We start from the raw sequence: 25,267 nt of genomic DNA, 5'->3' as shown, positions 1-25,267 counted from the left end.
TTATGGCGACTCCAACCCCTCTTACCCCGGTTAAGGGTGCTGGTACCACTCTGTGGATTTACGGTGGTAGCGGCGATCCTTATGCTGACCCACTCATCGATATTGACTGGACCCGCCTGGCGAAAATAAAGGATTTAACCCCTGGCGAATTGACGGCGGATTCCTATGATGATTCGTATATAGATGACGACGACGCTGATTGGGACTCCTCTGCACAGGGCGTAAAATCAGCAGGTGAAGCTAGCGCTACTTTGGCTTGGAAACCAGGTGAGGAAGGCCAGAAAGACCTGCTTGGCTGGTTCATGGATGGTGCGGAAAAAACCTATAAAATTAAATATCCCAACGGAACTGTTGATGTCTTTACCGGCTGGATAAGCAGCCTTGGCAAAACTATTGCGCGTAACGATGTTATTACCCGTAGCGTGAAAATTACCAATAAAGGCAAGCCTTCTCTGGCTGAGACCAACGAGTCAACCACCTGAACATTTGGCAGTGATCCTCCTTCCGCCGTACCGTAATGTTTTTCAATGACGGATCTTCCCGCCATATCGGAGTCCATTAATGAATTCTTGTAAAAGCGACACTCTGACATTGGGTGCGACCTCCTTCACCCTTTATGAACTATCTGCCCTAAATCGTCTTGAATACTTGGAATATGTTTTTCAAGAGCAAAGTCAGTTGCCTCCGGACGATGCGAAGGAAAATGAGAAATTTAAGGCATTTGTGGGACTCAATATCCGTGACTGCGCCTGGATAGTCGCTCTTTCCCTGAGCCAAGCGGAAGGCGAATCTCGTAGCGTCAAGGACATCTCCCATGATCTTCTCCGCAATCATCCCGTGCCGATTCTCAGTGCGGCTGCCGGGAAAGTGCGCGAACTCTCCGACATGATACCGGCCGTTGATGCGTTAAAAGAGTCCGCTGCGGAAGAAGCGCCTCAGGAGGTGGAACCCCCCTCTTTGGAAAAGTCTTAAACAGTTCCCGCCGCTTCGCGATGCGGTTGGCGAGGGAGTTTGGGCGCCCTGATTGGCGCTTGATGCTCTCTGAAATGTCGTCGCGAGAATGGCGGGAGTGGGGCGAATTTTATCAGGAAAACTATTTTATGGATGATCTGATCGACTCGCATTTTGCCCACCTAAGCTACTTGGCCGTTTCCTTGTTCGTTGACCCCAAAGATCATGGCATTTCGCCGGCAGATTTCAGCCTGTTGGGCGCAGCACGGGAAAATGAGGAAATTTCCGATGATCAAATGATGGCGATAGTTGAAAGCATACCCGGAGGAGTCCGCTATGTCCCAGCAAGTGGGTGATCTGGTTGTCAATATTGATGGTAATAGTGCCAAATTCAATGAAGAAGTCGCCAGACTCAAGACCCAGCTCTCTGGGCTGGGAAAAGCAGCGAATGACAGCGGTGATCAGGTTTCACGGGCTTTTGCCCGACAAGAATTAGCCGCTAAGCGCGCAGGCATTTCCATTGGGCAATATCGTGCCGCCATGCGTATGCTGCCCGCGCAGTTTACGGATATTGCCACACAACTTGCCGGCGGCCAGAGTCCGTGGCTTATACTGCTCCAGCAAGGTGGGCAGATTAAAGACTCTTTTGGTGGCTTGCGTCCCACTTTCGCCAGCCTGTTAGGTGCCATAAATCCGGTTACGGCAGGCGTTGTCGCCCTAGCCGCTGCTGCTGGTGCGCTTGGTTATGCCTTCTACACTGGGCAATCGACTCTTGCTGATTATACCAAGGCGTTGGAGCTAACCGGCAACAAAGCCGGACAGACCGCAAACAATCTGTTGTTCATCACTGAAACGGTCGAGCAGTCCGGAGCATCATTCACCTCTACGCGTTCCGCGGTTAACGCTTTAGCCAGTGCCGGCGCGGATCTTGGTAAAAATTATCAGGCGGTCGCTGTTTCCATTGCCAGCCTTTCCGATACCACCGGTGTGAAGGTTGATAAGCTCGCAGACATTTTCGGTAAAATCACGTCTGACCCCGAATCGGGACTCAAGGCCATGGCCAATCAGTATGGACATGTCTCTTCCGCTCAACTGGATTATGTTCGTTCGCTTCAGGAAGCCGGGAAATATACAGACGCTTTGAATTATGCCAATGGTGTGGCCGCCAGTGGTTTCCGGGAGATGGCTGATAGTATCCAACAGAACATGGGAACACTGGCGCGAGCAGCCAATTCCGTGGGCAATGCCTTTACCTGGATGTGGAACAAGTTGCTGGATATAGGGCGCCAGGAATCGCTACAGCAGCAACTTGCCGATGCAACCGGCCGGCTTTATGAACTTGACACGGCGCTGCGTGGTAATGCCCAGGGACAGCAGCGTCTTGGTATGGAAATGGCGCGTGATCAAGCTCGCCAGATGGTCAGCACGTTAACGGACCAACTGCATACCGAACAGCGTAAGACCGAGGAAAAACAGCGCCAAGCGACTCTTGAACAAAGTTCGCTGTTAAATCAGCAACACTTCCAAGGATTGGCGGATGCTGGATTAACAAAAGATCAGCAGCGCACCCAGGAATACCAGCGGCTGAATCAGTACATCGAGGAGAGAAAACGACTCAACCAAGCATTGAGCAATGAAGAAATTGCTCAGATAAAAAAAGGAATAGAAGAACGGTATAAGGACCCAAAAGAAAAAAAAACGAAGGGTATTACCGTCTCAGTCGGGGATCGCTATTCTGACCAGACCAGCGCAGAAACTCTTTCGCTGATGGCGCAGTTGAAAGTCCTCCAGGAGCATAAAGGCCTGAATGATACCATCAGTCAAAAGCGAAAGGATCTTTGGGCACTTCAGTCTAAGTATACTGTCATTGAAGAAGCGGCCCAGACGCGTGCCCTGAGCAAAGAGGAACAGTCTCTACTTGCCAACAAGGAAAAGGTACTGGCTCAGGCAGAGATAAACGCGAAACTGGGGGATCAGATCGCGGCTCAGGAGCGCCTGAATAAGCTGCAGGACACGTCTCAAAAATATGTCACTCAATTGCGCGAAAAAACGGGCTCGCTGGTGGATGGCGCTGGTTTAAGTAATCGTGAAGCCCAGCGCATGAATGAACGGGCCCAGTTACGTCAAGGATGGCAAAATCAAGGTGGCAACCTTTCCGATAAAGGCTTTCAAGATGAACTAAAAGCATTGGAAGGGTATTACTCCGCTCAGGATCAGTTGCGAAATAACTGGCTTTCTGGAGTGAAAACGTCATGGCAAAATTATGCCGATATGGCGACCGATTATAACCAGATTGCAGCGAATTCAACTTCGTCAATTATTCAGGAATCGACAAGCTCTCTTTCATCTGCCCTGTATGGGCTTGCGACGTCATCTGAAGGTGTTGGCGATGCACTGAACAATATGGTGATGGGATTTGGTCAAACAGTCATTCAGACCTTGACCCAGATGGGCGCTCAGTGGCTTGTGTATCAGGCCATTCAGCTCCTCGTAGGAAGAACCGGGCAGGCAGCAACTGTTGGCCCGTTGACATCGAATGCCCAAGCTACAGCTCTACAGGCTCAACTGGCGGCATTTGCTTCGACTGCTGCTATACCGATTGTTGGGCCAGCCTTAGCACCTGGCGCAATGGCCTCCGCTGCGGCAATAACGGAACCGCTGGTCGCCGCGATATCTGCGTCGGCACTCGCAGGCATGGCCCATGATGGTATTGATTCTGTGCCGGAGTCCGGTACATGGCTTTTGCAGAAAGGGGAAAGAGTAACGACCGCCAATACTTCAGCAAAACTGGACGCTACCTTGGACGCAGTAAGTAAGCAGCGGGCGGCGAATTCCTCTTCCGCCCATGTAGTATTTCAAAATTCTTTTACCGGCAAACCGGATGACACCACACTCGCGGCTATTGAGCAAAGCCAACGAGCTTCAGAAAAGCGCATTAAGAAATACATGGCATCACAGGTTATTAATCCTACCGATGATTATGGAAAAGCAATGAGAACTGTTTATCCCCGCAGGAGAATAACATAATGGACGATATAAACTATCCCCATGATTATCTCCCCTTACCTGTTACGGATGGTTATGGTTTTGAACCCGTAGCTGAACAAGTTCTACGCTCCCAATTATCATCCGGCAGAGCAAGGCAACGGCAAATTTATATCTCGGTACCCAGCCAGGTCCAGGTTAAATGGATGTTTAAAAAACCGGGCCAAGCTCAGTTATTTGAAGCCTGGTACAAGTTTCGCGTTAAGGGGGCCGCATGGTTCCAAATGCGCTTGCTAACACCACTTGGCGTTGATTCTTATCAATGCCGGTTTACGGGGATGTATCAAGGGCCAACTTTGCTACTTCCTCGGCGGTGGCAATGCACGGCAACGCTTGAACTGTGGCAGAGGCCTGTCATTGATGAGGAATTGTTGGATTTCCCTGACATTGTGGTGAACCAGGATATTTTGGATTTATCCATCAACAGGGAGTGGCCGAAATCGTGACGGCACTTAACCGACTTTATGCCAGTAGCGGCAGCGAGATATTGATCGAGACCATCCAGATAACTGTGGGGGGAAACGCTTACTGGCTGACCCGTGGTTGGGATAACATCTCGGTTATTCTTGAGGACGGTCAGGCGGCAACGTTTGAAGGCTGTGCGATTGATGTTGCGTTACCGGCGCGTAACGCCGATGGTACGCAGGATCTTAAATTTGCAATCAGCAATGTGGACGGGAAAGTTTCAACGGCAATTCGTAATGCTTTGGATAACCTTAAAGGTGCCACGCTGACTTATCGCCGCTACATCTCCACCGACCTGTTGGCTCCTGCGGCCAGGCCTTTCACCTTAGATATCAAGTCTGGCTACTGGACTGCTACGGAAGTTCAGATCACCGCCGGTTACATGAATGTTCTTGATACGGCATGGCCACGTTATCGCTATACACTTCCCGCATTCCCGGGGCTGAGGTATATATCATAATCGCGCAATTTTATTTTTATAAATAATTTAATAAATAATAATCGAAGGGAGTTATATGAGCCGTGATGATAAAATTGCTAACCTTGAATATGAAATTACATCTCTACGATATGAAATAGGAGTGATTAAAAAAATTATAGTTCCCAATTTGCCTGACTGGGCAAAACATGCGAAGCATCTCGCGGATGAAGCAGGTTTGAAACCTTCTCCTTATGGAGAAGGTTATGATCTGTGTAGAATGCTGGACTTGCTTGATCAGCTTAATATTTTATCGGATAAGAGGAAGTAACTGTTCAGCGATTTCTTCGATGGTATTTGTTAATGTATTCATTGCTAATTTATCTGCTAAAGTTGGACTAAATTTCATTACCTCAGACTTCGATATTTCATGCCATATTGGGAGGATTCTCTTTGTACCTTCTATTTCACCGGCAACAAGTCCGTTTAGCTCATATTCAGTCCATGGTTTTTGCACAAAAGATTTAGAGAGAACCACGATACCGAAACGGGAATTGGCGAGACCCTTATCGATTGATTTTCTTAGGCTGTCACCCCATTTAAGTGAGAACTCGTCGTACCAAACTTTGATGCCAATCGCAATAAGTTGCTCTGCGAATGGCCTAACAAAAGAATCCTTGTCCTCACTGGCATGTGAAATAAAAACATCGTACTGAAGAGGGATGCCATCATCAGCGAATGTATCAACGTTATTAGATTTGGTTAGTGCGATCTGTTGTTGCAAAGCACGTGTCTGTGATGCCAAATCGCGAGTAAGTTTTAGCTGAAATGCAGTTTGTTCTTTTTCGCGCTTTTTTTGCGCAATTTCCTGTTTTTTGCGTTCAGTTTCTTCATCTCGTGCTAATTGAGATTCGTATCTATGGAGATCAGATGTTTTTGAGGCCATTTTCTGAGAAATATCAGCTTTTTTTGTATTGCATTTCGCAATGTCGCCATTATGTCGAGCAATCTCAGAAAGTTTTGCACTGAGTGCACTAGCAGAGGTTGATTTCGTGATGCTCCTCTGCAACTGGTTGATCTTAGAGAGAAGTTGGGCTTCTTTTTTACTTTCATCCGCCGCCTTCTTCTGAAGGTCTGCTATCTCTTTTTGGATGCGGACGATCGTTGAACGATTTGAGCTTATTGACATTATTTACACCGTTTTAGGTTATGCCTGAAGGTTAGCTGAAGATACACCGTTGCAATAGTGACAAGAATCCTGATGATTAGCCAGTATGCAAAATTAGGCTTTGGGAAATCTCATCACAATTTTAATAATTGAAAGTTTATTTAGCACAATACAATCCGGTTATATGGACTTTTATTATATCGAGATAAAAATGCATGACATCGATAAGTACCGTTCTGTCATCTGGCAAAAAGGTGGACGCGTTTTTCCCAAATTCGACTGTTTTGGCATCATAAATGAAATTCGCCGTGACCTCGGGTTACCGGTGTGGCCTGAATTTGCTGGGGTCACAAAAGATGATGGTGGACTCGACCGGGAAGCCCGTCGGCTCATGAAGACCCTGCAGCGCTGTGAGCCCTGTCAAGGCGCGGGCGTGGCGTGCTATTCCGGGAGCATGGTCACGCATGTGGCCATTATTGTTTCCATCCAAGGGGAATTTTGTGCAGCGGAGTGCAACCCGAAAACCAATGTAACGTTCCTGCCTCTGGCGCGGTTTATGCGTCATTTTCCCCGAGTGGAGTTCTGGCAATGACTATCAGGATCTACCCCTCACGATTACCAGGCGAACCGCTGGAAACACACGAACATGGATGCATGACCTTGCATCAATGGTTCATGAAAAATGTCACTGATTATAAAAATGATATGCGCCATCCGATTGCCGTTGAAGTAAATGGTCGCAGTGTACCGGCCAATGATTGGCCGTTGCGCCAGATATCACCTGGTGATGATATTCGCATTTATCCGGTTCCATATGGCATTGAATTGGGGATCGCGGGCTGGATTGCCGTGGCGGTAGCCGCGGTATCTGTCGCATACTCGCTTTTTATGATGTCCAACCTCGGGGCTGGTGGGTATTCATCTCCTGGATCGGGCTCATCGCTGGAGCTAAATCCTGCTAAAGCTAACCAGGCGAAACTTGGCGACCCGATTCGTGAAGTGTTCGGGAAGCGGCGTATCTGGCCAGATTATCTGGTTTCACCGGTGGGTCGTTTCGATCCCAACGACCCGGAAAAATTTACCATGCACCTGTTTGTTTCCCTGGGAGTGGGGCGATTTTCGTTTTCGAACGGTGATGTTCGCGTAGGGGATACTCCTATCGGCTCTTTGGATGCTGATTTCAACTATGTCACTTATACGCCAGGCGCAAATGTAGCTGGCGATGAAAGAACGGAAAATTGGTATCTCTCAACCGAAGTGGGCGGCACCACCAGTGGCATTGGGTTGGATATGGGGACAACGGCTCCGGAAACAGACGATATCCTGGCCGATGGGGTGAATGTAAATGGATCGTCCGTGTCGTTTGTGGGCGTGACGGCTGATGACGACGATTCCAGTGATAATGATGATAATGCCCTGCCCGAAAGTTGGGTGGTTGGTTCGACCCTCGTACTGATTATTCCTGATTCATACGCTGTTACCACGGGGGGGTTATATAGCATCATCACCGGCAACAATCTGGCGGAGATCGTGCCATATGTCGGAATGCCGATCACGCTGACCTACAACAGCATTAACTACAACTTGTTTATCGCAAGCTACACCCCGCACAGCGAAACTACTGACGAAGTCACTGGCGAAACCACTATAGTCACGGCAAGCATCACCCTTGCCTATAACAATGCCGCCGGCGCAGCGTTCTCTGGCATCCCTGATGGAATCCAGCGTCTCGCTATCAGTCATGTTGGCAGCGAGTATAAAATCCTCACCATTGATGGCACTACTATCACTGTGGTACGGCTCCTCAGCGGTGAAGAGGAGAATACCTGGCCCGGATTTGCCAACCGTTCCGTGCTTGATTTTACCGCTACGGGGATCAACGACAGCGATACCTGGTTAGGTCCATTCCTTGTCTGTCCAGAGAACGAGACTACTGATTGCTTTGAATTGAATTTTTCGTTTCCTTCGGGAATTTGTGGCTTCAACAGTAAAGGCAGTAAAAAATCCCGTACTGTGAAGATTGAGCTGCAATTTCGGGTGTATGGTTCCGGCGCAGGGTGGACATCAAAATCGATTAGTTACGAAAATAAATCCATTAATGGGTTAGGTTACACCGAACGAATTACTCTGACTGAGCCGGCACTCGCAGAGGTCCGGGTACGACGCACCAATGAACAAGGGGAAGACAACAGCCGCGATAATGCCTATTGGCAGGCGTTGAGATCAAGGCTGTCCTCCCGGCCGGCGTCTTATACCGATATCACGACAATGGCGGTGAGCGTCGTGACAGGGGGGAAACTGGCAGCACAATCCGACAGGCGTATCAATGTGGTGGCCACTCGTGATTATGACACCGGCACCGCGAGAACCATCAGTGGGGCGTTATACCACGTCCTCCTATCTTTGGGATTTACTCCAGCGCAGATTGATATTGCCAGCATCGATTCGTTGGAAACGAATTATTGGACACCGAGAGAAGAGTATTTCGATTTTTCAGCAGACGGTGACAGCACGTCAGCGCTCGATATCCTTCAAAAAATTACTAATGCCGGCATGGGATATTTTCTGTTAAGTGATGGCCTGGCGTCCGCCGGCAGAGAAGGGGTGAAAAATTGGACTGGGATTATCAGCCCGCAAGAAACTACGGAAGCTTTGCAGACGGCTTTCAGCGCCCCGTCTCAAGATGACTATGATGGTGTGAACGTCACTTATATTAATGGCACCACCTGGGCAGAAGAAACGGTTCAATGCCGAATGCCGGATAATCCGACGCCTTCGAAAATTGAGGACTACACATTGGACGGTGTTCTCGATCCGGATCGTGCTTATCGCATCGGTATGCGTCGGCTATTGAAGTATCAGCGACAGCGCTTGACCCACACTACTACTACCGAGTTAGATGCGTTGTGTTATCAGTATGGGGACCGGTTGGTGCTGACTGACGACATACCCGGTAATATGACAATTTCCAGTCTCATTACCGGCATTTCCACTTCAGGCGGAGTGACCACATTTACGGTATCGGAGCCACTTGATTGGACGTTCAGTAATCCCCGGGTGCTTATAAGATATCAGGATGGTTCTGCGTCACCTCTACTGGTAGCGACCCAATTCGGCGAATATCAGCTACGTGTGCCACATGCTGCTGATTTCGACAGCATCATCTTAGACGACCCCTATATTGAGCCGCCCCGCTTAATTTTCTGTTCATCTAGCCGAGTGGGTTATGACGCCATTATTTCTGAGATAGCGCCCAGTTCTGATGGTACCTGTCAGGTGAAAGCCGGTGAATACAGTTCGGCCTTCTACGACTATGACGACGCCCTTTATCCCGGCGATGTGAGTTAAGCCATACACAACAAAATAACCCGCTTCGGCGGGTTTTCTTATTTATGAGGCCAGCATGACGACCTATAACACCAAAAACCCACTGGGTTCTTCGGCTGTCAAAGATCTATTCGACAATGCGGAAAATACGGATCACTTTAGCAATAATCGCCAGGTGAGAAATTTTCCTGACCGTTTTGGTGTACCACGCAAAACCTATCACGGCATGGAGAAAGAACATGACGAACAGATGTCTGGCCAGGAAACCCGCTTCCAGTCTTTTCTGAACAGCTCCGGTTATGTTTTCCTTGGCGATTATGAAGAAGGGCCGTTCCAGTTCAGCGCACGTAACCAGTACATCCGTTACGACAACCAGTATTACCGCCTGAACGCCAGCACCAATGTCGGGTTTACCACCACTGGGACTACTGCGGGAACCTGGGCGAGCGATGTCACGCACTTTGTGCTGATGGATGGCGATACACTTCGCCAAAACCTCGGTTCAAGCGAAGGTGCTAAATTGGTTGGCTATGGGAGTTTGAGTGTATTTGACGCTATCTATCGCCTTAGAAGTTTACTTGATACCGGAACAACTATTGGGTACCTGGGCTACAATCCGGTGGCAGATGCTACAATATGGAACAATCGATTATCTGACAATGATGTTTTATTGCCTGGTGGGTTAGCTATTGCACGTAGTACACATGGAATACGTCGTAATGCTACAGGCTTTTCGGTTCGTATTAACCAAGGTGCAAACGGCTATAATACACAGGTTGCAGGGGTATCGGATTCAATAGGATTACGAGCATATGGTTCAGTAGATGATGTGGCCGCTTTTTTTGAGGGATATACCGAAGCATATGCAGTGGGTGAAATAGTAAACTCGGTAACATCTTATTCCGCTAACAGTGTCGTAGCTGATATTGATTTTTCTTTGCTTAAAGTTGGCATGATTCTGGCGACCATGCATTCTTCATCATTTTGGGGAATGGTGACAGGCTGGAATGCATCAACAAAAACGATAAGTGTCGATAAGTGGTCCTCTGATGGTAGTACGGCTGGAGTACCTGTCGGGACGACAGGTATGTATATAAATTTTAAATCAAAGACTTTCGCTCTTAATGGTAATGTTGTGATTGATCTCAATTCTAAAGCTAATCATGCTTCTGGTTTTGAATTAGGCATGGTTAATAATAAACTCACTAGCCCCACAGATTTTAATGGATTTGACAGCGTATCATTGGGAAATAATAGGGGCACAGTGGCTTTTTTAGCAAGAAATTCAAAAATTGGTAATAAATGGCAAAATGGATTTAGATCTACTGGTGCAGAAGTGGCAAGTTTTTTTGCCGCCGGGGATAATGGTGTCAATACACCAAGAGGTTACGTTAACTCTGGTTGTGAGCAGGGTTTTGTTTCTTATGGTGGCACAGTTGCTTATCACAGCGTTGTAAGAAATGGCAGTATAACCGGAGGACTAAGGCGTTTTATTGATGGTATTGGAAGGGTAGGTTTACAGCCAGAATTAACAACCGTAATCGGCGCAAATGCGACTATGAATAATGGATTTTATTTGTTCATCATCGCAACTGTAAATAACATAACGGTGTCTGTTCCAGCTCAAATCGATAAAGTTGACGGCCAGACATACCGCATTAAAAAACCTTATACTGGTGGGGCCGTTACTCTTAATAGTGTCGATGGAGATTATTTAATCTATCAATCTGTTACCCCGTCTGCTTCAGTCGTTTTACAAAACGTTGGGACGTATGTAATTACATGGGTATCCTCTTTAAATTTATGGGTGGTTGCATGATAAAAGACATTACAGAAGGTTTGCTTGAAGGCGAAAAAGCCTTTCAAGATGATGGCATTGTTTATTTAACAATAACGGGTGATGATGGACTCTTTCATGAGGGGCGATCTGAAATAGTTACATTGCTAGCAGATTCAATAATCGAAGCTAGAAAATTAGCAAAAAATGAAGATGGGGCCGCATATAATGACTTTTAAACGAGAACTTGAGTTAGAGCTGGAGTTAGTAAAAACACAAATCACAGTAATTAATTTACAATGTTCCCATCTTGAAAGAGACTACAAAGAGGCATGTTTTAGGGCAGAGAAGTTACAAAGAAAAATAGAAAAAATTACTTCTTGCAACGAGTCAAGGGAAACGACAAAAAACAATAAATGAAGTAAAGTTGTTGCTAATTCCATTAGAAAGATAAAAATCACATTTATCAATAATTTATTTTGGTGGGTGAGATAACTCCTTTATATTTCACGCCAAAATTTTGTGATGCAGCATTTAAATCAGGCACTTAATCCAGAATAAACAGGTCTATATAATGGGAGTGCCTGGTGATAATGCATGATTTATGGTTGTATAGTCCTCATATCCTCTAGAGATAAAGAAAATTAAATTTTACAACCACATTGTAGATATCACGCAATATCACTCTCCGTTTCTTTTTTCCCAGTTAAACATACACATAGAACCATAATTACGGACGCATAACCACTAACGAGATAAGGATTGAAAAAACCAATCATCATCCAGCATAGGAAAGCTATTAATGATGGTATGTTTCCTTTTTTTACAAACGTGCCAGATTTGGCAATAGAGAACTGAGAAAAATAAAGCAATGCGATAAAAATAGTTTGCAAAAAACCAAAACGGAAGAGGAAACCAAGGTATTGGACCTCGTAAGAAAATTCGGCATCACGTGGCCCAGGGCATTGACGAGAATAATCACCCAGCCCTCCATATCCGAGTAATGGTCTATTCTCAAATGCCTTATAAAGACAATCTATTTGAATTGACCTAGTTTGATCGGAAACATCGTTTGCATCAGAAGAGAAGCGCAAAGATATAGCTTCATTAATGCTTTCCATATTTGACAGGTAACCAAATATAACAATGGACAAAATGACCAAAACACTTAATATACCATTAAGTGAAACTTTCCTAATGCTATAAACTCTGATAGCCAACCCTATAAAAAGTAAAAGTATCATGTACCTAGAAAAAGATATTAATACGCTTATTATCAATATATAGGTGAGAATTAATTTTAATTTATTCCCAATAAAATCAAAACTATCATATTTGCATATCATGAAAAATAAAGCAAAACACACTATATAGTCATTTGCTAGCTGGAATCTACTAAATGTATCTGTGATAGGGAAAAGCATTGGTTTTATACCGTAGCTTTGATAAATAAAATCAGAAACAACATATATGGATAATAAACCGACTACAGACATTGCCGTAATTATTATTTTTATAGTAGAGTAAAAAACGCATGAGTAGACTATAGTCTTTATTACAGAATTCTTTGGTATAATATTTTCTGTTATTGCTATAAGCAATATTGCGGCAGACAAAAAATAAGTGATAAACAACATGCCCTCAGCAGTTGCGTATCCTTTTGAGATAGAAGAATTTGTTGCAGTTATGTAATTTATTATTACAAAAATTAAGCTTATTGCGAAAGTTGCAATAAGGAGCAAACTTTTTTTATTCAATCGCCCAATGGACAATATGCTTATGAGCATACATGCTATAAGCATAGCCATTGATAATATTTTGATGTTTAACCCTCCAATGGTTCCGGATGGTAAAAATACAATAAGGAATATAAATATTTTTATAGAAAGTTTAGTTATTGAATTGAGATTTATCCGTTTAAAATTCATCTTTATATATACTCGATTAACTTGTCAATATGGTGGAGGCCCATATCTTCTTGGTTAGGTTGTGACGTAGTAGCCATTTTCTCTGCCAAATCGCCATAACCCAGCATATTCCACTGGCTTGGAGACAAATGTAACAGCCATAGGCGTTTTGACCCAGCAATTCGAGAGTAGGCCGTTCAAGGTAATGGTGGGTTTTCTCGGCAAAAGGCATGATCCTCTATATCCACAAAATCAAACATCTTCAATAATTACAGTTATAAAAATATAGGAAACCTTACAAGAGCATACATTGAACCGCTTTGCTATACCAGAGCAAATCTGTTACTCATATGAACTAATCTACCTAACAGACGGCGGACTTGATGAAAACAGTAAAAAAGTTGATAGTAATCTCTCTTTGTGCTATTGGAGCAAACGCTTATGCCCAAGAGGCACCTATAGGGACAATGGGGCGTATTTCTAATCATGCCCCTGAAGATACATTTACATCAGGCCTATATGCATCAAAGGACACATACGGTATGAGGGCTAGCGCAATAGCCCTAGCAGTTAGGGCTAACCCTGATAAGCCATTTGATTATCCTGTGAATGGTTTTGCGTGGACTAAATCGTTATCCGGATATAGCAACAGGGACTCGGTTGGGCTTTATGCAGACAATACCTCTAGTCCGTTTAGGAGTTGGGAGATAATAAACAAGGCGAATTACACGCCCACATCTTTCTCTTCACCTCAGATAGACACTTCAAAAATTCGGCCAGGAATGCTGATTGATACTGATCACGAACCAAAATGGTCTGCGTTTGTTGTTGCAGTAAGGGCAGGAAAGGTTATCACTGATGGATGGGTAAACAATAAAACAAGAAAAATGGGTACCCCCTCAAATGGGGTAGGGCTGAAAATAAATCCGACTTCAAAGATATGGGCTGCAAATTTTAATAATTTCTACGCGGAAAATGGTCGAGCAAAATCAGGTGTTATTCAAGAAAATGGAATAATAAATAATGCCGTTGAAAATCCAAATGAGATAAACGGTATTGATACAACAATACTTCCCGCCTCAAAGCATGGTGGAACTGCGGCCTTTTTGGCTCGGTCGGCTACGTCAGGTTACAAGCAACAGTGGAGCTTAGGCTTTGCCTCGCAGGGAGCCAAAGAAGCAAATTTTTATAGCTATAATGGCTCAAAAACTAATGAAACAGAAGCTGGTTTTATGGATAATTCGGCTGCAAAAGTGGGGATGGTTTTTTCTGGGAAGAATAAAAATAGCTCTGTAGAATTTTACTCATCAGGCAGACTGGTTACCAAGATCTCGCCAGATGGTCAAGTAGAACGGATTTCTTATAAGACGAAAATAATAAAAGAGTCTGGCCAACTCAGTGATATGTATGCAAGATATATCATAAAGGCTAGTTCTGATGTGGACCTCAAGTTACCAAGCCAGAAAAAACTAAATGATGGCTATACATTAGAGGTTGATAACTTCACAGGAAATAAAATTGCATTTTCTGGTGATGCCAAAATAAATGTGGCAAATGGAATAGGAAGAAAAATGACAGCCACCCTAGTTGATGGAGAGTGGCAAGTTTTTTGATTAAAAAATACGGCCGTAATTAATAGATAATGAAAGGATGTAGACAGCCACACAACCAAATATAACAAGCAGTGCCAAGTCATAAGGAAATGACTTTGGCGCATGTTCCTTAAAAAAAGTAAACATTTTTACTTTAAAAAAATTGCCAGATATGTTCTTTAGCATAAAAGACACCACAAAATATCTTCTTCAAGAGTCTCACATGTTACACGAATACTATCGAATTTCTAGCAAAATTTTACGAAGCGAAAAAAATTCCATTATTCACTGTAATTTGCCAAGAGAGACTCGATACGGGCTACATTCAGTTGATTGATATCGCCGGCATGGATGAACCAGGTGTGAATATTTTTGGCGTGGTGATGTATTGCGTGAACGATATGAGGGCTGGGGAGTGGGATGACAATCCGGTGATGTGATGGTTAAGAAATTCGTAATATCAAACAATTAATGGCTGTAAGTCACTGTTTCTTTGATGATTATATTTTGATTGTTATTATGAATAATGTGATTAAGTTATTGATAGATAAAGTTACCAAGCACGATTTAAAATCCCTCGGCTTTATGGCTGTACGGGTTCAAGTCCCGTCCCGGGTACCACACCAGAATTCGTAATAAAAACAAAGTAGTATGAGCAAGTTGATACCGCCGATAGGCGGTTTTTTTATGCCTGGAATTTGCTGCCGAGACCAGAAAATTTTTATATCCTGACTACGTTATTCATCCAGGTGATTATTTTACTAAGAATATTAGCTACATACACTGATTTTGCTTTAATGGCACGTCCGCATGCGATGCGGGGAGGACCGTATTTAGTGATATTCAAACCACTTTTACTTTTCTAGGCCTGCCGCCCAATTTACCATTCGCCTTTGAAGCGGCGCTTTTTTTCTCGGAGGTTGCTGAACCGCCTTTGCGGCCAAGCTCGCGCGCCAGCCATTTGCTGGTTCCGGTATAGCCATCCATTATCGCAGGGATATACACATCGCCGTCGATGGCGGGGAAATAGAGTCCGTTGCCCAATGGAGTAATTTCTATTTCTTCTAGCTCAGCTGCGCTAGCAGTGCCTAATCCCGGCACGATGGCCGGCGGTATTGCCAGCTCGATGCCGGATGCTAATGACACGATGACACGATGACACGATGACACGATGACACGATGACACGTTGCGATTTTGTATCGTAGCGGGCCGCAATAGCCCGCAACGGGCTATTTATTGTTTCCTGGCCGCGCTGTACGGCCGCATCGATCTGTGTTTTAGTTGCCATGGATTTGCCCCCATGCTGCCTGTAGTTATGGAAGTTGTTTGAGACGCGCCTTTTCGATCTCCGCGAGTTCCTTAGGTTTTACGCCAATCATTTCTTCCCGCTCAACGCTATCTTGCAGCAAACAAAACTACCTGGCCGTTGGTTCCTATAACATGAACATGCGGTGGTAAATGATCCATTGTGTAAATAATCATCCGCCATCATGATTTGTAACCGGCTGATTTTACGTAACTCGTTGATTTCAAAATTATGCTGAGGATTTTTAAAATCCCTCGGCTTTATGGCTGTACGGATTCAAGTAACATCCCTGTGCAAACCAAGAATTCGTAATAAAAACAGAGTAGTATGAGCAAGCTGATGCAGTCGTGAGATGGTTGGTTATGCCTATTTTCCCGTTACTGTACCCGCTAAAATCCTATCTCTGGGGCAATGGCCTGCACCCAAAAACAGTCCCTATCGAGTTTATCAATAAGCGCGATACAGCAGGACTGCATCTGTGCATCATTACCTGTGTGGCCATAAGCGTGGGCAGGCTGTGGTTGAGTAGCTGTCGTCAGGCAGTTGCAACCAGCCGGCGCAGCTGTGAGATATCAACTTTTTTCTGTGCCACCCAAAGGCTGTAATTGTCTTGAAGATTGAGCCAGAATTTCGCCGAACTACCAAGCGCCGCCGAAAGTTTCAGGGCCATTTCTGGAGAAACCGCAGAATGACCGCTGACCAGCCGTTGTGCGGTGGAGGGGGCCACATGCAATGCGCGTGAGAACTTTCGAATGCCGATATTGAGATCGTCCAGGGTTTCTGCAATGATTTCACCTGGAGGCGGTGGATTAAACATAGTCATCAGTGATAATCCTCATAGTTAACGATACAGGCGTTGCCATCCATAAATTCAAACGTGATGCGCCAATTGCCCGTTACGGTTATTGCCCATTGGCCTCACCTGTCCCCGGTAAGCGTGTGAAGGCAATATCCCGGCCGGTCAATATCCTTGATGTCTTCCGCCGCATCGATAACCGCCAGACGTAGGCGGAGTTTACCGGACTGCTTCGCGTCGATACCTGCGGTCGACCCCTTCTCGAAAAACAGGCGCAATAGCAGACGTTGCAACAAAACTACGCCGGCCTTGCCATAGAATAGGCATCGTTACGCCGAGAGTATCAGCAGATGCGCCGGCCGTTCGTCGTCGCCAATAATGTGCCTTATACCAACGTTTGGACATTCCCGCCCGTTCATTCATACCCGGCAAGCATCCATGCTAAGAGGCCGGGCAATAGCTTCTACCAGGGCTACGTTTTAAAGCATTAGCTGTTCCGGTCTGCAACCATACAGCGCCGCCATCTTTTCACGGTTTTTTTTCTGTGGCTTTGAGTCCACGGATTCCCACTGCGACACGGCGGACTGGGCGGCGCCGAGTTTTTCGGCAACATCGTATTGTGACAATCCTGAATGGATACGCCACGCGGCCGGCAGGCTGACGTTTTGATCGACCATGATGGCCACTACTTCACCAGGAACGGTTTCATCGTCGTGTCTATCGGAGTGGTAAGGAATATCTTCCCAGCCGTAATAATGTAGGGATAATGTCATAATCTGCCCCAACCCTTAGAGATTGCGGAATTATTATTCCTGATGTCTTATTTTATTCCTTATTTTTTGTATGGGTTGATCTATGAAAATCAAGCATGCTATGCTGATAAGGACGGAAATAATGTATCCCATGATGAAAATATCCCATCCTCTAAGGTAATTAGGCATTCCGATTATATGCCACCCGATATAGCCAGCAATATAGTGTATTAAAAACATAGGGTACGAAAGATCCCCAAGAATTTTGCATACCTTTTTAAAATAATCGGATGGTTTGGAATTATGCAGAATCATGATTGAAAATAATGCAATGACGTTGTTTGTGTAAAAATAAAGTGATCTATAAAAATCAGCAGAGCCTAGGGATAGCCACCAGTTAAAAAGAAACAAGAAAATAATTGCTGCTAATGATAAAAATTGTTTGTTCATTGAAAATGATAGTGAATATTTTTTTTCTATTCTTTTTGATAAGAAGCATCCAATGGCACCAACACTAAACGGCAACATGGCTGACATAAAAGGGTAATAAATATACCCAGCGTTTAATGCACTACTATTCAGATAAATATGAAATAGTGCTGCAAGGAAAAAGCTTATTATCGCGGTATAGATGTTTCTTCCGGTAAATATAAACAAAATAAAATAACAAACTATTTCAACTGCTATTGACCAAGTTGATGGGATGAGCCTTAGCCGAGGCTCTTCAGAATATAATAAATTTGGAATCGCGAGGACGGATTGATCGCTAAGAAAAGCCCATGGGAAGATAAATATATTACCTAATATGTCGAAAGGTTGCTGGCTACCGCTCCATGATGAATGGAAAACTGATGATGTCACTCCTGATATTGGTATTATGGCAAGCACTAAAGAAAGAAAAGTGAAAGAGTAATATGCCGGATATAATCTTAAAAATCTATTTAAAGAAAATTTCTTTAACCTGAATTTATAGATATCATTCAAAATAAGAGTTATTAAGTAGCCACTTATTACATAGAAAAAATTAACAGATAACTGGCCTATATTGGGTATCTTAGCAGATAAATGAAATGAAATAACGCAACTCGCCAAAAAAAATCGCAAAATTCCGAGCATTTTATATACTCATGTTGTTTTTAAAAAGAGTGATAGCATAGTCCTGCGAAAATAAATACTTAATCAACAATTTCATTTTTTAAGTTAGATTGCGCAAAAAAAAACAAATGTTTGGTAAATCCACTGTGTTGCCAAGCATCAATGTGTTGCTGTTTTTCGCTAAGGGAATAACGTTTCATCATGATTCATCTCACACCGATTTTATGGAGTGAGATCAGAGTGCTGGAATGGTATTTCGTGAGCAAGGCGAGACGCCCGGACGCTTACTAAAGGATAAGGGGAGCGAGTAGCGCCAAAAAAAATGGGGCCAGAGAAGCCCCTAAAGATGGTTCACAGCAAAAGAAATGAATGGAACTAAATGGAAACATGATTATCATCGCACAGCGTTACTTAACTGTATCTTAACTGGTAGATCTTTTAGTCACGACGGTGGAGGTATCCGGCAATCTGTATGGGTCGAATGACGGAGTATTGGGGAAAATAATGTGTATTTAATGGAAACACGGTCGTAAGCGCGGCTTGCAGCCTGTTGATTACATAGCCGGAGCAGGACCGGGGTTGATGGCATCCCGGGGGCGCGGTGATATGTGGAACAAGGGCTTTAGAATTAGGAAGGACGGGATGAGGGCAGGTAAACGAACAGCATGCCCTGGCTGACGTCAGGGCTAATATTGACCGCTGCCGAACTTAATCAGCTACCAGCCATTCGTCGGCCTCCTCGAACATTTCTTCCAGCAGGCGATTGAGTATCGCCTTTTCCTGTTTATTGGCATCGGTATTAATACCGTTGGCTTGCATGGCTTTAACCTTGACCTCGGCCGCTGGAAAAACCCGATGCACCCGCTTGGTCAGTTCGGCTTCGATGATATGTCCCGCGTTCTCTAGCCCCGCCACGTTCCGTTTATCATAAATGAGTTCAACACGCATAGTTTTCCTTTACGCAAGCAAATTCTTCGGCGGCGCCGGTTGCAAAATTTATGGCAATTATCGCATCGCCGCAATCAAGCGTTGGCGATTTGGCCATGTTTCTGGCTTATCGCTGACACTGTCGTTTTATACAGCCTTTCCCGGTTTAAATGCAACCTTTCTTCGCGGGGTAACCGAAAAATCGTCAACGGAGGGAGTATGCCCCAATACAGAACATCTCGTGGATGATATGGTCATGCGCAACGGATGCTGGTAATGATCCCTTGTTCATTGGTAAAAAAATTCACTCTTTGGGGGTTAAAATCCATCGTTACCGCCTGGCCGGGCTTGATTAAGCGGATGGGCACGGAAAAACGCATGCTATCAAGTATGCTGCCGGGTTTGCCTATCATAGGGTTATAACTCGCTGCCTGGCAGGTATCCTTTGCGGGATGGGGTTGTATGGCGGATGGTTGCCTGGGGCGGTCGGCGTTGCGACCGCTGCACGCCGTCAGGGCAAGGGCCGTAACCAGGCTAAGCGTCAATGTCTTGCTGCGCATAATATCTCCTCGGGTTATTCGATGGGTAAGTATATCGATGTTTTTATTGGTAATTTTTTACCTTTTACCTTCAACTATTAGCCTTAAACGGCAATAACGGAACGGCTATTTTGCGTTTAATTTTACCATAGGGCCAGGCTAGGAGGGGGATGGTCTCATCACCGGCATTTTACACGGGGTGCATCATGGATTGCATTGATTGGTAAAAACATTATGCCCATGGGGGCAAACGTCGGTGTTGGCAGGAATGATTTTAAATAACGAACCAGCGACCCCGCTACAGCCCGTAATCAACAGCAGGCTTAATGACAGGGAAAGGATAATCAATTTCATCGATACTCCGATACGGCGACTCATGATCAAATCATAGCACTCTTCAGGACACTCCTTATCGGCTAAGCGACTATTTGCGGGCAAAACACCAGTGGCGGGCAAAACACCTGAATGCGGGGCATGATAAGCGAAAGGGATACTGGTGCGCTGAGGGTGTGCGCGTAACGCCGTCATGCCATGTTGTTGTCCGCTAATGCCGTATTATAGTAAGCCAGCAATACTGACCGGTCATCAGTGGACTTAAGCCGTTATCAGGACGTTGATAAAAAACATCAGAGGTAAAAGAAGTCCCATTGGAAAATAGCAGGTAATTAATTAACAAATTACCAATACATTTTAAACAATACGCCGCCAAAAATTACACCGCCTAATACCAACAACCAACAAACTCTCAGCAATATCTGGTCGGTTCTTTGTACTGTATCCATTATCTGCTCCTCTATATAAACGTGATATCTGTCACTATTTTATGAGCAACTGCAGGAGTAAATGGTGATGCATGTCACATTTAAATATTTCATCATACAATAGCAGTTTACCCTATGCCGATTAGCCTGGATGTAAAAAAACGGGCTCGACAGCCCGTACGCCAAAAGAGGAGTTTTGGAACGAAAGCAATACAAAGGAATGCAATGCGATCATTACATAGAAGGGATAAACCGAGATTCAATGAACTGAATGGGTAGTCATCACCCCTGTTTTGCCAAAAGCGTAGAAAATGCCATTACAAGGGCCGGACTATTGCCTGCTATTGTGATATATCCCTATTTCCAGGTTAACCCGATGAAAGGCGCAGCGGGGTAACGGGTGTTCTGTCGTTGGGGGAATTAACAGCCCTGGCGGGCTGTTAATGTTGCGGCTCATTAGAAAAAATCTACCTTGCCGCCAGCGAGGTGATACAGCGAACCAATGATTTTTATTTTGCCATCGGATTCAAGTTTATGAAGGATATCGCTTTTGCGTAATTCCTCAATCGTCAGATTTACGTTGGTTTTTGCGACCGCATCGACAAAGTCACCGTTGCTGCCGACTCTTTCCCCGGCGTACTCGGTTTTATCAATGGCGGGTCTGATTTTGCTTAATAACCCTGTTAAATGACCTAGTTCGACATTATCAATAGCGCCTTTAACCGCACCGCATGCGGTGTGGCCCATCACCAATATCACCTTCGCCCCGGCTGCGGCGCAGGCGAATTCAAGGCTGCCAATAATATCATCATTGGCGATATTGCCGGCAATCCTGCTGTTAAACGCTTCGCCGATCCCGGTGTCGAGCAATATTTCCGCCGGGGCGCGGGAATCAATGCAACTCAGTATCACCGCCGACGGAAATTGGCCGGCCTGACTGGAACGTTTTTGCGCCAGATAATCATGTTGATGGCTTTTACCCGTGCGAAAGCGGAGATTTCCTTGTTTTAAATCTTCAATAATCTGATCCGGGGTCATCTTATCCCGTTCTTCCCTGCTGAGCGCAGCGGCATAAGTGAGGGCGGGAGTGCTCGCGCCGATAACGCCGGCAATGCCCAATACGGAAAGTCCGGCAGCGCGTTTCAATAATGTGCGTCGTGCTGGTTCAGGTGATTTCAGCATAGTTTTTTGCATCATTAACTCCTAGAACATAGATAATCCCAACGATTCACCGTTGTGAGTGGCATTTTAAAAAGTATATGGCCGGGTGCGTTTTTATATCGACGCCGATAAATAATAGCCCATGGGATGTGACAATAACGTGATAAAGATTGTTATTTTGCCAGTAAATAACTACAAGCAAGCTGGTCCGGATTTAATTTACCATTGATTATGTTGCTGATCATTTCTGTAATATATAAATTTACTTTAGCATGTATATTTTTATTTTATTTTTATGTCCTTTTTTATATCGGCAACCGAATCATCGGTTGTTTTAATCCCCAGTATCACTTATCGATAATGGCACTTTAAAAAGATACGTAGCAAAAGCTATGTGCGTATTCAATAATGCTAACAAGCTTTGATGTGATTTTTTAATTATATGCAGCTGCGATTATCCATGGGCGCTTATGTTTTTTAATGAGTCTTGTTATACCATGAGCGTCATAAATACCGCATTTCGCAGCAAGTCGGCAGCAGCGGTTATTATTGTCAGGAGGAAACAACGTTTAGTATAAAACCGTTTGCTTTATCAGTTTTAATCAGCTTAGGGTACGTAAGTTAATTTAAAATAATATGAATATGTTTGAAGATTTAACCTGCCGCTGTTTCATGAATAAACGGCATGTTTTCTCAGGGCAACGACATACGGTCGGCGCGGCAGTATCGTTCAACGATCCGCCGAATGGGAATCGCATTCGCCAACCGCGAGGTTTATCCTTAAGTGACAGGGTAGGGCGGTAAGCCCGTCACAGCCACTTTAACGATAAGGTCAGGATCGCCATGCTATGTTTGGTCAGAAACGCCCTTTGCGCCGCGGTATTGTCTTTGCCAATCGCCGGCGGGGCATCCGCTGCGCCTGCGGAATATGGACAGCAGCTCCAGGGATTCGCCTATCCCTATCCGCTCCATTATTACTCCTTTAGCTCACAGGGCGAGGCTTTGCAAATGGGCTATATGGATGTTGCGGCGCAGGGGCGCGCCAATGGCCAGGTGGTGGTATTGCTGCACGGGAAAAATTTTTGTGCGGCGACCTGGGAAGATCAGATTAATGCGCTGAGTCGCCAGGGGTACCGCGTGGTGGCGCCCGATCAGATTGGCTTTTGCAGCTCCAGCAAACCTGCGCATTACCAATACAGCTTCCAGCAATTGGCCACCAATACCCGCGATTTGTTGGCCGGCCTCGGTATCGATAAGGTTATGGTGGTGGGGCATTCCACCGGCGGGATGCTGGCGACTCGCTATGCGCTGATGTTTCCTGCCCGGGTGGGTAAATTGGTATTGGTCAATCCCATAGGTCTTGAGGACTGGCAGGCAATGGGAGTGCCTTATCGTACCGTCGACCAGTGGTACCAGCGCGAGTTAAATACGACGGCGCAAAGCATTCATCAATACGAATTGACCACCTATTACGTGGGGCGCTGGAAACCGCAATACGATCGCTGGGTGGATATGTTGGCCGGCTTGAACCAGGGGCCGGGGCATAAACTGGTCGCCTGGAATTCGGCGTTGATCTACGACATGATTTTTACCCAGCCGGTATTTTATGAATTCGGCAATTTGCAGGTGCCGACCACGCTGATGATTGGCACCTCGGATACGACGGCCATCGGCAGCGATATCGCTTCGCCGGCGGTCAAGGCGACGCTCGGCCATTATGACCGGCTCGGCAAACAGATCGCCGGGCGCATTCCGGGTGCCAGGCTAATTGAATTCAAGGGGTTGGGACATGCGCCGCAGATGGAGCAGCCGACGCAATTTAATCAGGCCTTGCTGGAGGCATTAAGGCCATAAAGGGGTGATGCCACAGCGGGTCTGACAAGGGTAAACCGGGGAAATCGGCGATAAGGGATGAATTAAACGCGCGTCGCGAAGGAAAGGAAACGGGCATCCTTGCCGCGTTTCCCCTTGGCGGCGATTACTGGGCCTGGGTAGCCGCCGGAGCCGCCATTGACGCAGAGTCAGGCGCGACCGGCTGGTTATCCTGGCTATTAGCCGCGTCAGGCGCCGGGGCTTCGGCCGGAGCCGCCGCTTCAGCCGGCGCCGCGGGGGCGGCAGCGCCTTGATCCGAATCAGGCGCTGCCGCAGGGGCATCCGCCGGCGCGGAAACCGGGGTAACCACTGGCGCGACGGTTGCCGGCGCGGAGATGTTCACCGGTATACCCGAGCGATTTTGCAGGGCGACATTAACCGCGTCCTGATTAACAATGGGGTCTACCATCACTTTACTGACGCTGGCCGGCAAAACGATAGGCACCGGCTCGGTGGATTTAAATTGTTCCTCGGTAGAGGACAGGGGATTGTGCACTTCCAGATAGCGGGTGCCATCCGGCTCGATGCTGGCTTTTACCGGTTCGTCGATGAACTGTACGCGCGTACCCACCGGCACATGATCGAATAAATATTTGATATCATCGGCACGCAAACGCACGCAGCCGTGGCTCACGCGCAAACCGATACCGAAATTGGCGTTGGTGCCGTGGATGGCGTAAAGACGGCCGACGTATAGCGCATACAGGCCCATCGGATTATCGGGACCCGCCGGGAAAACCTCCGGCAATGTTTCGCCGCGCGCCGCATATTCGGCATGCATCGCCTTGGTCGGCGTCCAGGTCGGACCGTTTTTCTTGCGTTGCACTGTGGTCAGCCAGTTCACCGGGGTATCCTTGCCCAGTTCACCGATGCCGATCGGCAATACGACGACGGTTTTACTGCCTTTCGGATAGTAGTAAAGGCGCATTTCGGCGCTGTTCACCACGATACCTTCATGGGGGGTGTCTGGCAGAATTAATTGATGGGGAATAACCAGTTTACTGCCCGGAGTCGGCAGGAACGGGTCAACGCCGGGGTTGGCCTCAATCATATTGCTCAGGCCCATTTGGAACTGTGCGGCAAAATGCTCCAGCGGTAACTTGCTATCCTGGGGAATGTCGATTTCCAGATTTTGCCCAACCAGGCGGCTGTTGCCGGCCGGAAGGGGGTATACCACGGCCAAGGCTGAGTGGCTGAACGCCGCCATTGCCAGAATTACCGTATAGATTGCGCGCATATTCATTTTCATAGTTATGTCAGATGTAATCGCCACACAGGCAGTAATTGGATAGTTTATTCCGGTTCGATAATGACCGGATGGGCATTATATGTGCACAACGCCCCCTGAGGGAAATTATATGTGTAACCTTGCGTACAAAGATATCCCTAAGACTGGTGCGCGAGTTA

Annotated in this window: 24 protein-coding genes and 2 pseudogenes; 13 read left to right on the top strand and 13 right to left on the bottom strand. The window is 45.9% G+C overall.

The genetic code is table 11. The features are described 5' to 3' along the window. Window positions 1-2 precede the first annotated feature (2 nt). The 7 genes and pseudogenes from ACL2XP_RS17900 to ACL2XP_RS17870 all read left to right on the top strand — a co-directional run. Window positions 3-461 (top strand): annotated as a pseudogene (locus ACL2XP_RS17900) (phage tail tube protein); the annotation flags it as partial. 100 nt (window positions 462-561) lie between these two features. Then, the gene (locus ACL2XP_RS17895) at window positions 562-972 is read left to right on the top strand and encodes a phage minor tail protein domain-containing protein (RefSeq protein ID WP_413734332.1); all 411 of its coding nucleotides are present in this window, start codon (window positions 562-564) and stop codon (window positions 970-972) included. A gap of 20 nt (window positions 973-992) precedes the next feature. Then, complete coding sequence (locus ACL2XP_RS17890; RefSeq protein ID WP_413734330.1) at window positions 993-1,307, top strand: phage tail assembly protein T; 315 nt, start codon at window positions 993-995, stop codon at window positions 1,305-1,307. Then, window positions 1,288-3,978: a phage tail length tape measure family protein gene (locus tag ACL2XP_RS17885; protein ID WP_413734329.1), complete on the top strand. Its 2,691-nt coding sequence runs from the start codon at window positions 1,288-1,290 to the stop codon at window positions 3,976-3,978. The genes ACL2XP_RS17890 and ACL2XP_RS17885 overlap by 20 nt, the downstream gene beginning before the upstream one ends. After that, window positions 3,978-4,442: a hypothetical protein gene (locus tag ACL2XP_RS17880; protein ID WP_413734327.1), complete on the top strand. Its 465-nt coding sequence runs from the start codon at window positions 3,978-3,980 to the stop codon at window positions 4,440-4,442. The genes ACL2XP_RS17885 and ACL2XP_RS17880 overlap by 1 nt, the downstream gene beginning before the upstream one ends. Further along, on the top strand, window positions 4,439-4,921 hold the full coding sequence (locus tag ACL2XP_RS17875; protein WP_413734325.1) for a DUF1833 family protein: 483 nt from the start codon (window positions 4,439-4,441) through the stop codon (window positions 4,919-4,921). The genes ACL2XP_RS17880 and ACL2XP_RS17875 overlap by 4 nt, the downstream gene beginning before the upstream one ends. 55 nt (window positions 4,922-4,976) lie before the next feature. Further along, entirely contained in the window at window positions 4,977-5,210 is a 234-nt protein-coding gene (locus tag ACL2XP_RS17870) for a hypothetical protein (RefSeq protein ID WP_413734323.1), read from the top strand. On the opposite strand, the gene ACL2XP_RS17865 is transcribed toward ACL2XP_RS17870, so the two are convergent. Continuing rightward, window positions 5,190-6,068: a TIR domain-containing protein gene (locus ACL2XP_RS17865; RefSeq protein ID WP_413734321.1), complete on the bottom strand. Its 879-nt coding sequence runs from the start codon at window positions 6,066-6,068 to the stop codon at window positions 5,190-5,192. The genes ACL2XP_RS17870 and ACL2XP_RS17865 overlap by 21 nt on opposite strands. Window positions 6,069-6,258: 190 nt before the next feature. Here ACL2XP_RS17865 and ACL2XP_RS17860 point away from each other — a divergent pair, with 190 nt between their 5' ends. From ACL2XP_RS17860 to ACL2XP_RS17845, 4 genes are read left to right on the top strand one after another with little or no spacing between them, the layout of a single operon-like run. Further along, on the top strand, window positions 6,259-6,639 hold the full coding sequence (locus ACL2XP_RS17860) for a nitrite transporter (RefSeq protein ID WP_413734320.1): 381 nt from the start codon (window positions 6,259-6,261) through the stop codon (window positions 6,637-6,639). Continuing rightward, a complete protein-coding gene (locus ACL2XP_RS17855; RefSeq protein ID WP_413734318.1) occupies window positions 6,636-9,395 on the top strand; it encodes a host specificity factor TipJ family phage tail protein in 2,760 nt (919 codons plus the stop codon). Before ACL2XP_RS17860 ends, ACL2XP_RS17855 begins: the two co-directional genes overlap by 4 nt. Before the next feature lie 55 nt (window positions 9,396-9,450). Beyond that, window positions 9,451-11,193, top strand: coding sequence for a hypothetical protein (locus ACL2XP_RS17850; protein ID WP_413734316.1), 1,743 nt, complete (start codon window positions 9,451-9,453; stop codon window positions 11,191-11,193). Continuing rightward, the gene (locus ACL2XP_RS17845; protein ID WP_413734314.1) at window positions 11,190-11,390 is read left to right on the top strand and encodes a hypothetical protein; all 201 of its coding nucleotides are present in this window, start codon (window positions 11,190-11,192) and stop codon (window positions 11,388-11,390) included. The genes ACL2XP_RS17850 and ACL2XP_RS17845 overlap by 4 nt, the downstream gene beginning before the upstream one ends. A 432-nt stretch (window positions 11,391-11,822) precedes the next feature. On the opposite strand, the gene ACL2XP_RS17840 is transcribed toward ACL2XP_RS17845, so the two are convergent. Then, window positions 11,823-13,079, bottom strand: coding sequence for an O-antigen ligase family protein (locus tag ACL2XP_RS17840; RefSeq protein WP_413734312.1), 1,257 nt, complete (start codon window positions 13,077-13,079; stop codon window positions 11,823-11,825). Between the two features lie 362 nt (window positions 13,080-13,441). Between ACL2XP_RS17840 and ACL2XP_RS17835 the strand changes: the two genes are divergently transcribed. Then, complete coding sequence (locus ACL2XP_RS17835; protein WP_413734310.1) at window positions 13,442-14,671, top strand: hypothetical protein; 1,230 nt, start codon at window positions 13,442-13,444, stop codon at window positions 14,669-14,671. Between the two features lie 822 nt (window positions 14,672-15,493). Here the strand turns inward: ACL2XP_RS17835 and ACL2XP_RS17830 are convergent. From ACL2XP_RS17830 to ACL2XP_RS17785, 10 genes and pseudogenes are all read right to left on the bottom strand, one after another. Beyond that, window positions 15,494-15,820, bottom strand: a complete 327-nt coding sequence (locus ACL2XP_RS17830; RefSeq protein WP_413734309.1) for a DUF2442 domain-containing protein — start codon at window positions 15,818-15,820, stop codon at window positions 15,494-15,496. A 672-nt stretch (window positions 15,821-16,492) separates the two neighbouring features. Beyond that, window positions 16,493-16,780, bottom strand: coding sequence for a HigA family addiction module antitoxin (locus ACL2XP_RS17825; protein ID WP_413734307.1), 288 nt, complete (start codon window positions 16,778-16,780; stop codon window positions 16,493-16,495). After that, a pseudogene (locus ACL2XP_RS17820) lies at window positions 16,780-17,049 on the bottom strand (type II toxin-antitoxin system RelE/ParE family toxin). The gene ACL2XP_RS17825 and the pseudogene ACL2XP_RS17820 overlap by 1 nt, the downstream one beginning before the upstream one ends. A 183-nt stretch (window positions 17,050-17,232) precedes the next feature. Continuing rightward, entirely contained in the window at window positions 17,233-17,526 is a 294-nt protein-coding gene (locus tag ACL2XP_RS17815) for a helix-turn-helix domain-containing protein (RefSeq protein WP_413734305.1), read from the bottom strand. Window positions 17,527-17,559: 33 nt separating this feature from the next. Continuing rightward, the gene (locus tag ACL2XP_RS17810; protein WP_413734303.1) at window positions 17,560-18,621 is read right to left on the bottom strand and encodes an acyltransferase family protein; all 1,062 of its coding nucleotides are present in this window, start codon (window positions 18,619-18,621) and stop codon (window positions 17,560-17,562) included. Between the two features lie 59 nt (window positions 18,622-18,680). Then, complete coding sequence (locus ACL2XP_RS17805; RefSeq protein ID WP_413734301.1) at window positions 18,681-18,803, bottom strand: hypothetical protein; 123 nt, start codon at window positions 18,801-18,803, stop codon at window positions 18,681-18,683. Between the two features lie 505 nt (window positions 18,804-19,308). Further along, complete coding sequence (locus ACL2XP_RS17800) at window positions 19,309-19,548, bottom strand: DinI-like family protein (RefSeq protein ID WP_413734300.1); 240 nt, start codon at window positions 19,546-19,548, stop codon at window positions 19,309-19,311. A gap of 233 nt (window positions 19,549-19,781) precedes the next feature. Further along, the gene (locus ACL2XP_RS17795) at window positions 19,782-20,087 is read right to left on the bottom strand and encodes an I78 family peptidase inhibitor (protein WP_413734298.1); all 306 of its coding nucleotides are present in this window, start codon (window positions 20,085-20,087) and stop codon (window positions 19,782-19,784) included. Between the two features lie 183 nt (window positions 20,088-20,270). Further along, complete coding sequence (locus ACL2XP_RS17790) at window positions 20,271-20,594, bottom strand: hypothetical protein (RefSeq protein WP_413734296.1); 324 nt, start codon at window positions 20,592-20,594, stop codon at window positions 20,271-20,273. A gap of 689 nt (window positions 20,595-21,283) precedes the next feature. Further along, a complete protein-coding gene (locus ACL2XP_RS17785) occupies window positions 21,284-22,024 on the bottom strand; it encodes a carbonic anhydrase (protein ID WP_413734294.1) in 741 nt (246 codons plus the stop codon). 807 nt (window positions 22,025-22,831) lie between these two features. Between ACL2XP_RS17785 and ACL2XP_RS17780 the strand changes: the two genes are divergently transcribed. After that, window positions 22,832-23,842: an alpha/beta fold hydrolase gene (locus tag ACL2XP_RS17780; protein ID WP_413734292.1), complete on the top strand. Its 1,011-nt coding sequence runs from the start codon at window positions 22,832-22,834 to the stop codon at window positions 23,840-23,842. Window positions 23,843-23,966: 124 nt separating this feature from the next. Here ACL2XP_RS17780 and ACL2XP_RS17775 read toward each other — a convergent pair whose 3' ends face one another. After that, complete coding sequence (locus ACL2XP_RS17775; protein ID WP_413734290.1) at window positions 23,967-25,109, bottom strand: L,D-transpeptidase family protein; 1,143 nt, start codon at window positions 25,107-25,109, stop codon at window positions 23,967-23,969. Window positions 25,110-25,267 lie beyond the last annotated feature (158 nt).

It is taken from the genome of Sodalis sp. RH21 (genome assembly GCF_047324175.1).
Classification (GTDB): domain Bacteria; phylum Pseudomonadota; class Gammaproteobacteria; order Enterobacterales; family Enterobacteriaceae; genus Acerihabitans.
Note: the sequence above shows the minus strand (reverse complement) of the source record. Positions and strands in the feature narration are given on the sequence as shown.

Bases quoted from the DNA above. Each gene is read 5' to 3' on its own strand.
- ACL2XP_RS17795 (WP_413734298.1), bottom strand. From the start codon at position 20,087: ATGCGCAGCAAGACATTGACGCTTAGCCTGGTTACGGCCCTTGCCCTG.
- ACL2XP_RS17790 (WP_413734296.1), bottom strand. From the start codon at position 20,594: ATGACGGCGTTACGCGCACACCCTCAGCGCACCAGTATCCCTTTCGCT.
- ACL2XP_RS17780 (WP_413734292.1), top strand. From the start codon at position 22,832: ATGCTATGTTTGGTCAGAAACGCCCTTTGCGCCGCGGTATTGTCTTTG.
- ACL2XP_RS17840 (WP_413734312.1), bottom strand. From the start codon at position 13,079: ATGAATTTTAAACGGATAAATCTCAATTCAATAACTAAACTTTCTATA.
- ACL2XP_RS17885 (WP_413734329.1), top strand. From the start codon at position 1,288: ATGTCCCAGCAAGTGGGTGATCTGGTTGTCAATATTGATGGTAATAGT.
- ACL2XP_RS17895 (WP_413734332.1), top strand. From the start codon at position 562: ATGAATTCTTGTAAAAGCGACACTCTGACATTGGGTGCGACCTCCTTC.
- ACL2XP_RS17805 (WP_413734301.1), bottom strand. From the start codon at position 18,803: ATGATGAAACGTTATTCCCTTAGCGAAAAACAGCAACACATTGATGCT.
- ACL2XP_RS17860 (WP_413734320.1), top strand. From the start codon at position 6,259: ATGCATGACATCGATAAGTACCGTTCTGTCATCTGGCAAAAAGGTGGA.
- ACL2XP_RS17890 (WP_413734330.1), top strand. From the start codon at position 993: ATGCGGTTGGCGAGGGAGTTTGGGCGCCCTGATTGGCGCTTGATGCTC.
- ACL2XP_RS17810 (WP_413734303.1), bottom strand. From the start codon at position 18,621: ATGCTCGGAATTTTGCGATTTTTTTTGGCGAGTTGCGTTATTTCATTT.
- ACL2XP_RS17825 (WP_413734307.1), bottom strand. From the start codon at position 16,780: ATGACTATGTTTAATCCACCGCCTCCAGGTGAAATCATTGCAGAAACC.
- ACL2XP_RS17785 (WP_413734294.1), bottom strand. From the start codon at position 22,024: ATGATGCAAAAAACTATGCTGAAATCACCTGAACCAGCACGACGCACA.
- ACL2XP_RS17855 (WP_413734318.1), top strand. From the start codon at position 6,636: ATGACTATCAGGATCTACCCCTCACGATTACCAGGCGAACCGCTGGAA.
- ACL2XP_RS17870 (WP_413734323.1), top strand. From the start codon at position 4,977: ATGAGCCGTGATGATAAAATTGCTAACCTTGAATATGAAATTACATCT.
- ACL2XP_RS17835 (WP_413734310.1), top strand. From the start codon at position 13,442: ATGAAAACAGTAAAAAAGTTGATAGTAATCTCTCTTTGTGCTATTGGA.
- ACL2XP_RS17865 (WP_413734321.1), bottom strand. From the start codon at position 6,068: ATGTCAATAAGCTCAAATCGTTCAACGATCGTCCGCATCCAAAAAGAG.
- ACL2XP_RS17845 (WP_413734314.1), top strand. From the start codon at position 11,190: ATGATAAAAGACATTACAGAAGGTTTGCTTGAAGGCGAAAAAGCCTTT.
- ACL2XP_RS17880 (WP_413734327.1), top strand. From the start codon at position 3,978: ATGGACGATATAAACTATCCCCATGATTATCTCCCCTTACCTGTTACG.
- ACL2XP_RS17800 (WP_413734300.1), bottom strand. From the start codon at position 19,548: ATGCGTGTTGAACTCATTTATGATAAACGGAACGTGGCGGGGCTAGAG.
- ACL2XP_RS17850 (WP_413734316.1), top strand. From the start codon at position 9,451: ATGACGACCTATAACACCAAAAACCCACTGGGTTCTTCGGCTGTCAAA.
- ACL2XP_RS17815 (WP_413734305.1), bottom strand. From the start codon at position 17,526: ATGACATTATCCCTACATTATTACGGCTGGGAAGATATTCCTTACCAC.
- ACL2XP_RS17775 (WP_413734290.1), bottom strand. From the start codon at position 25,109: ATGAAAATGAATATGCGCGCAATCTATACGGTAATTCTGGCAATGGCG.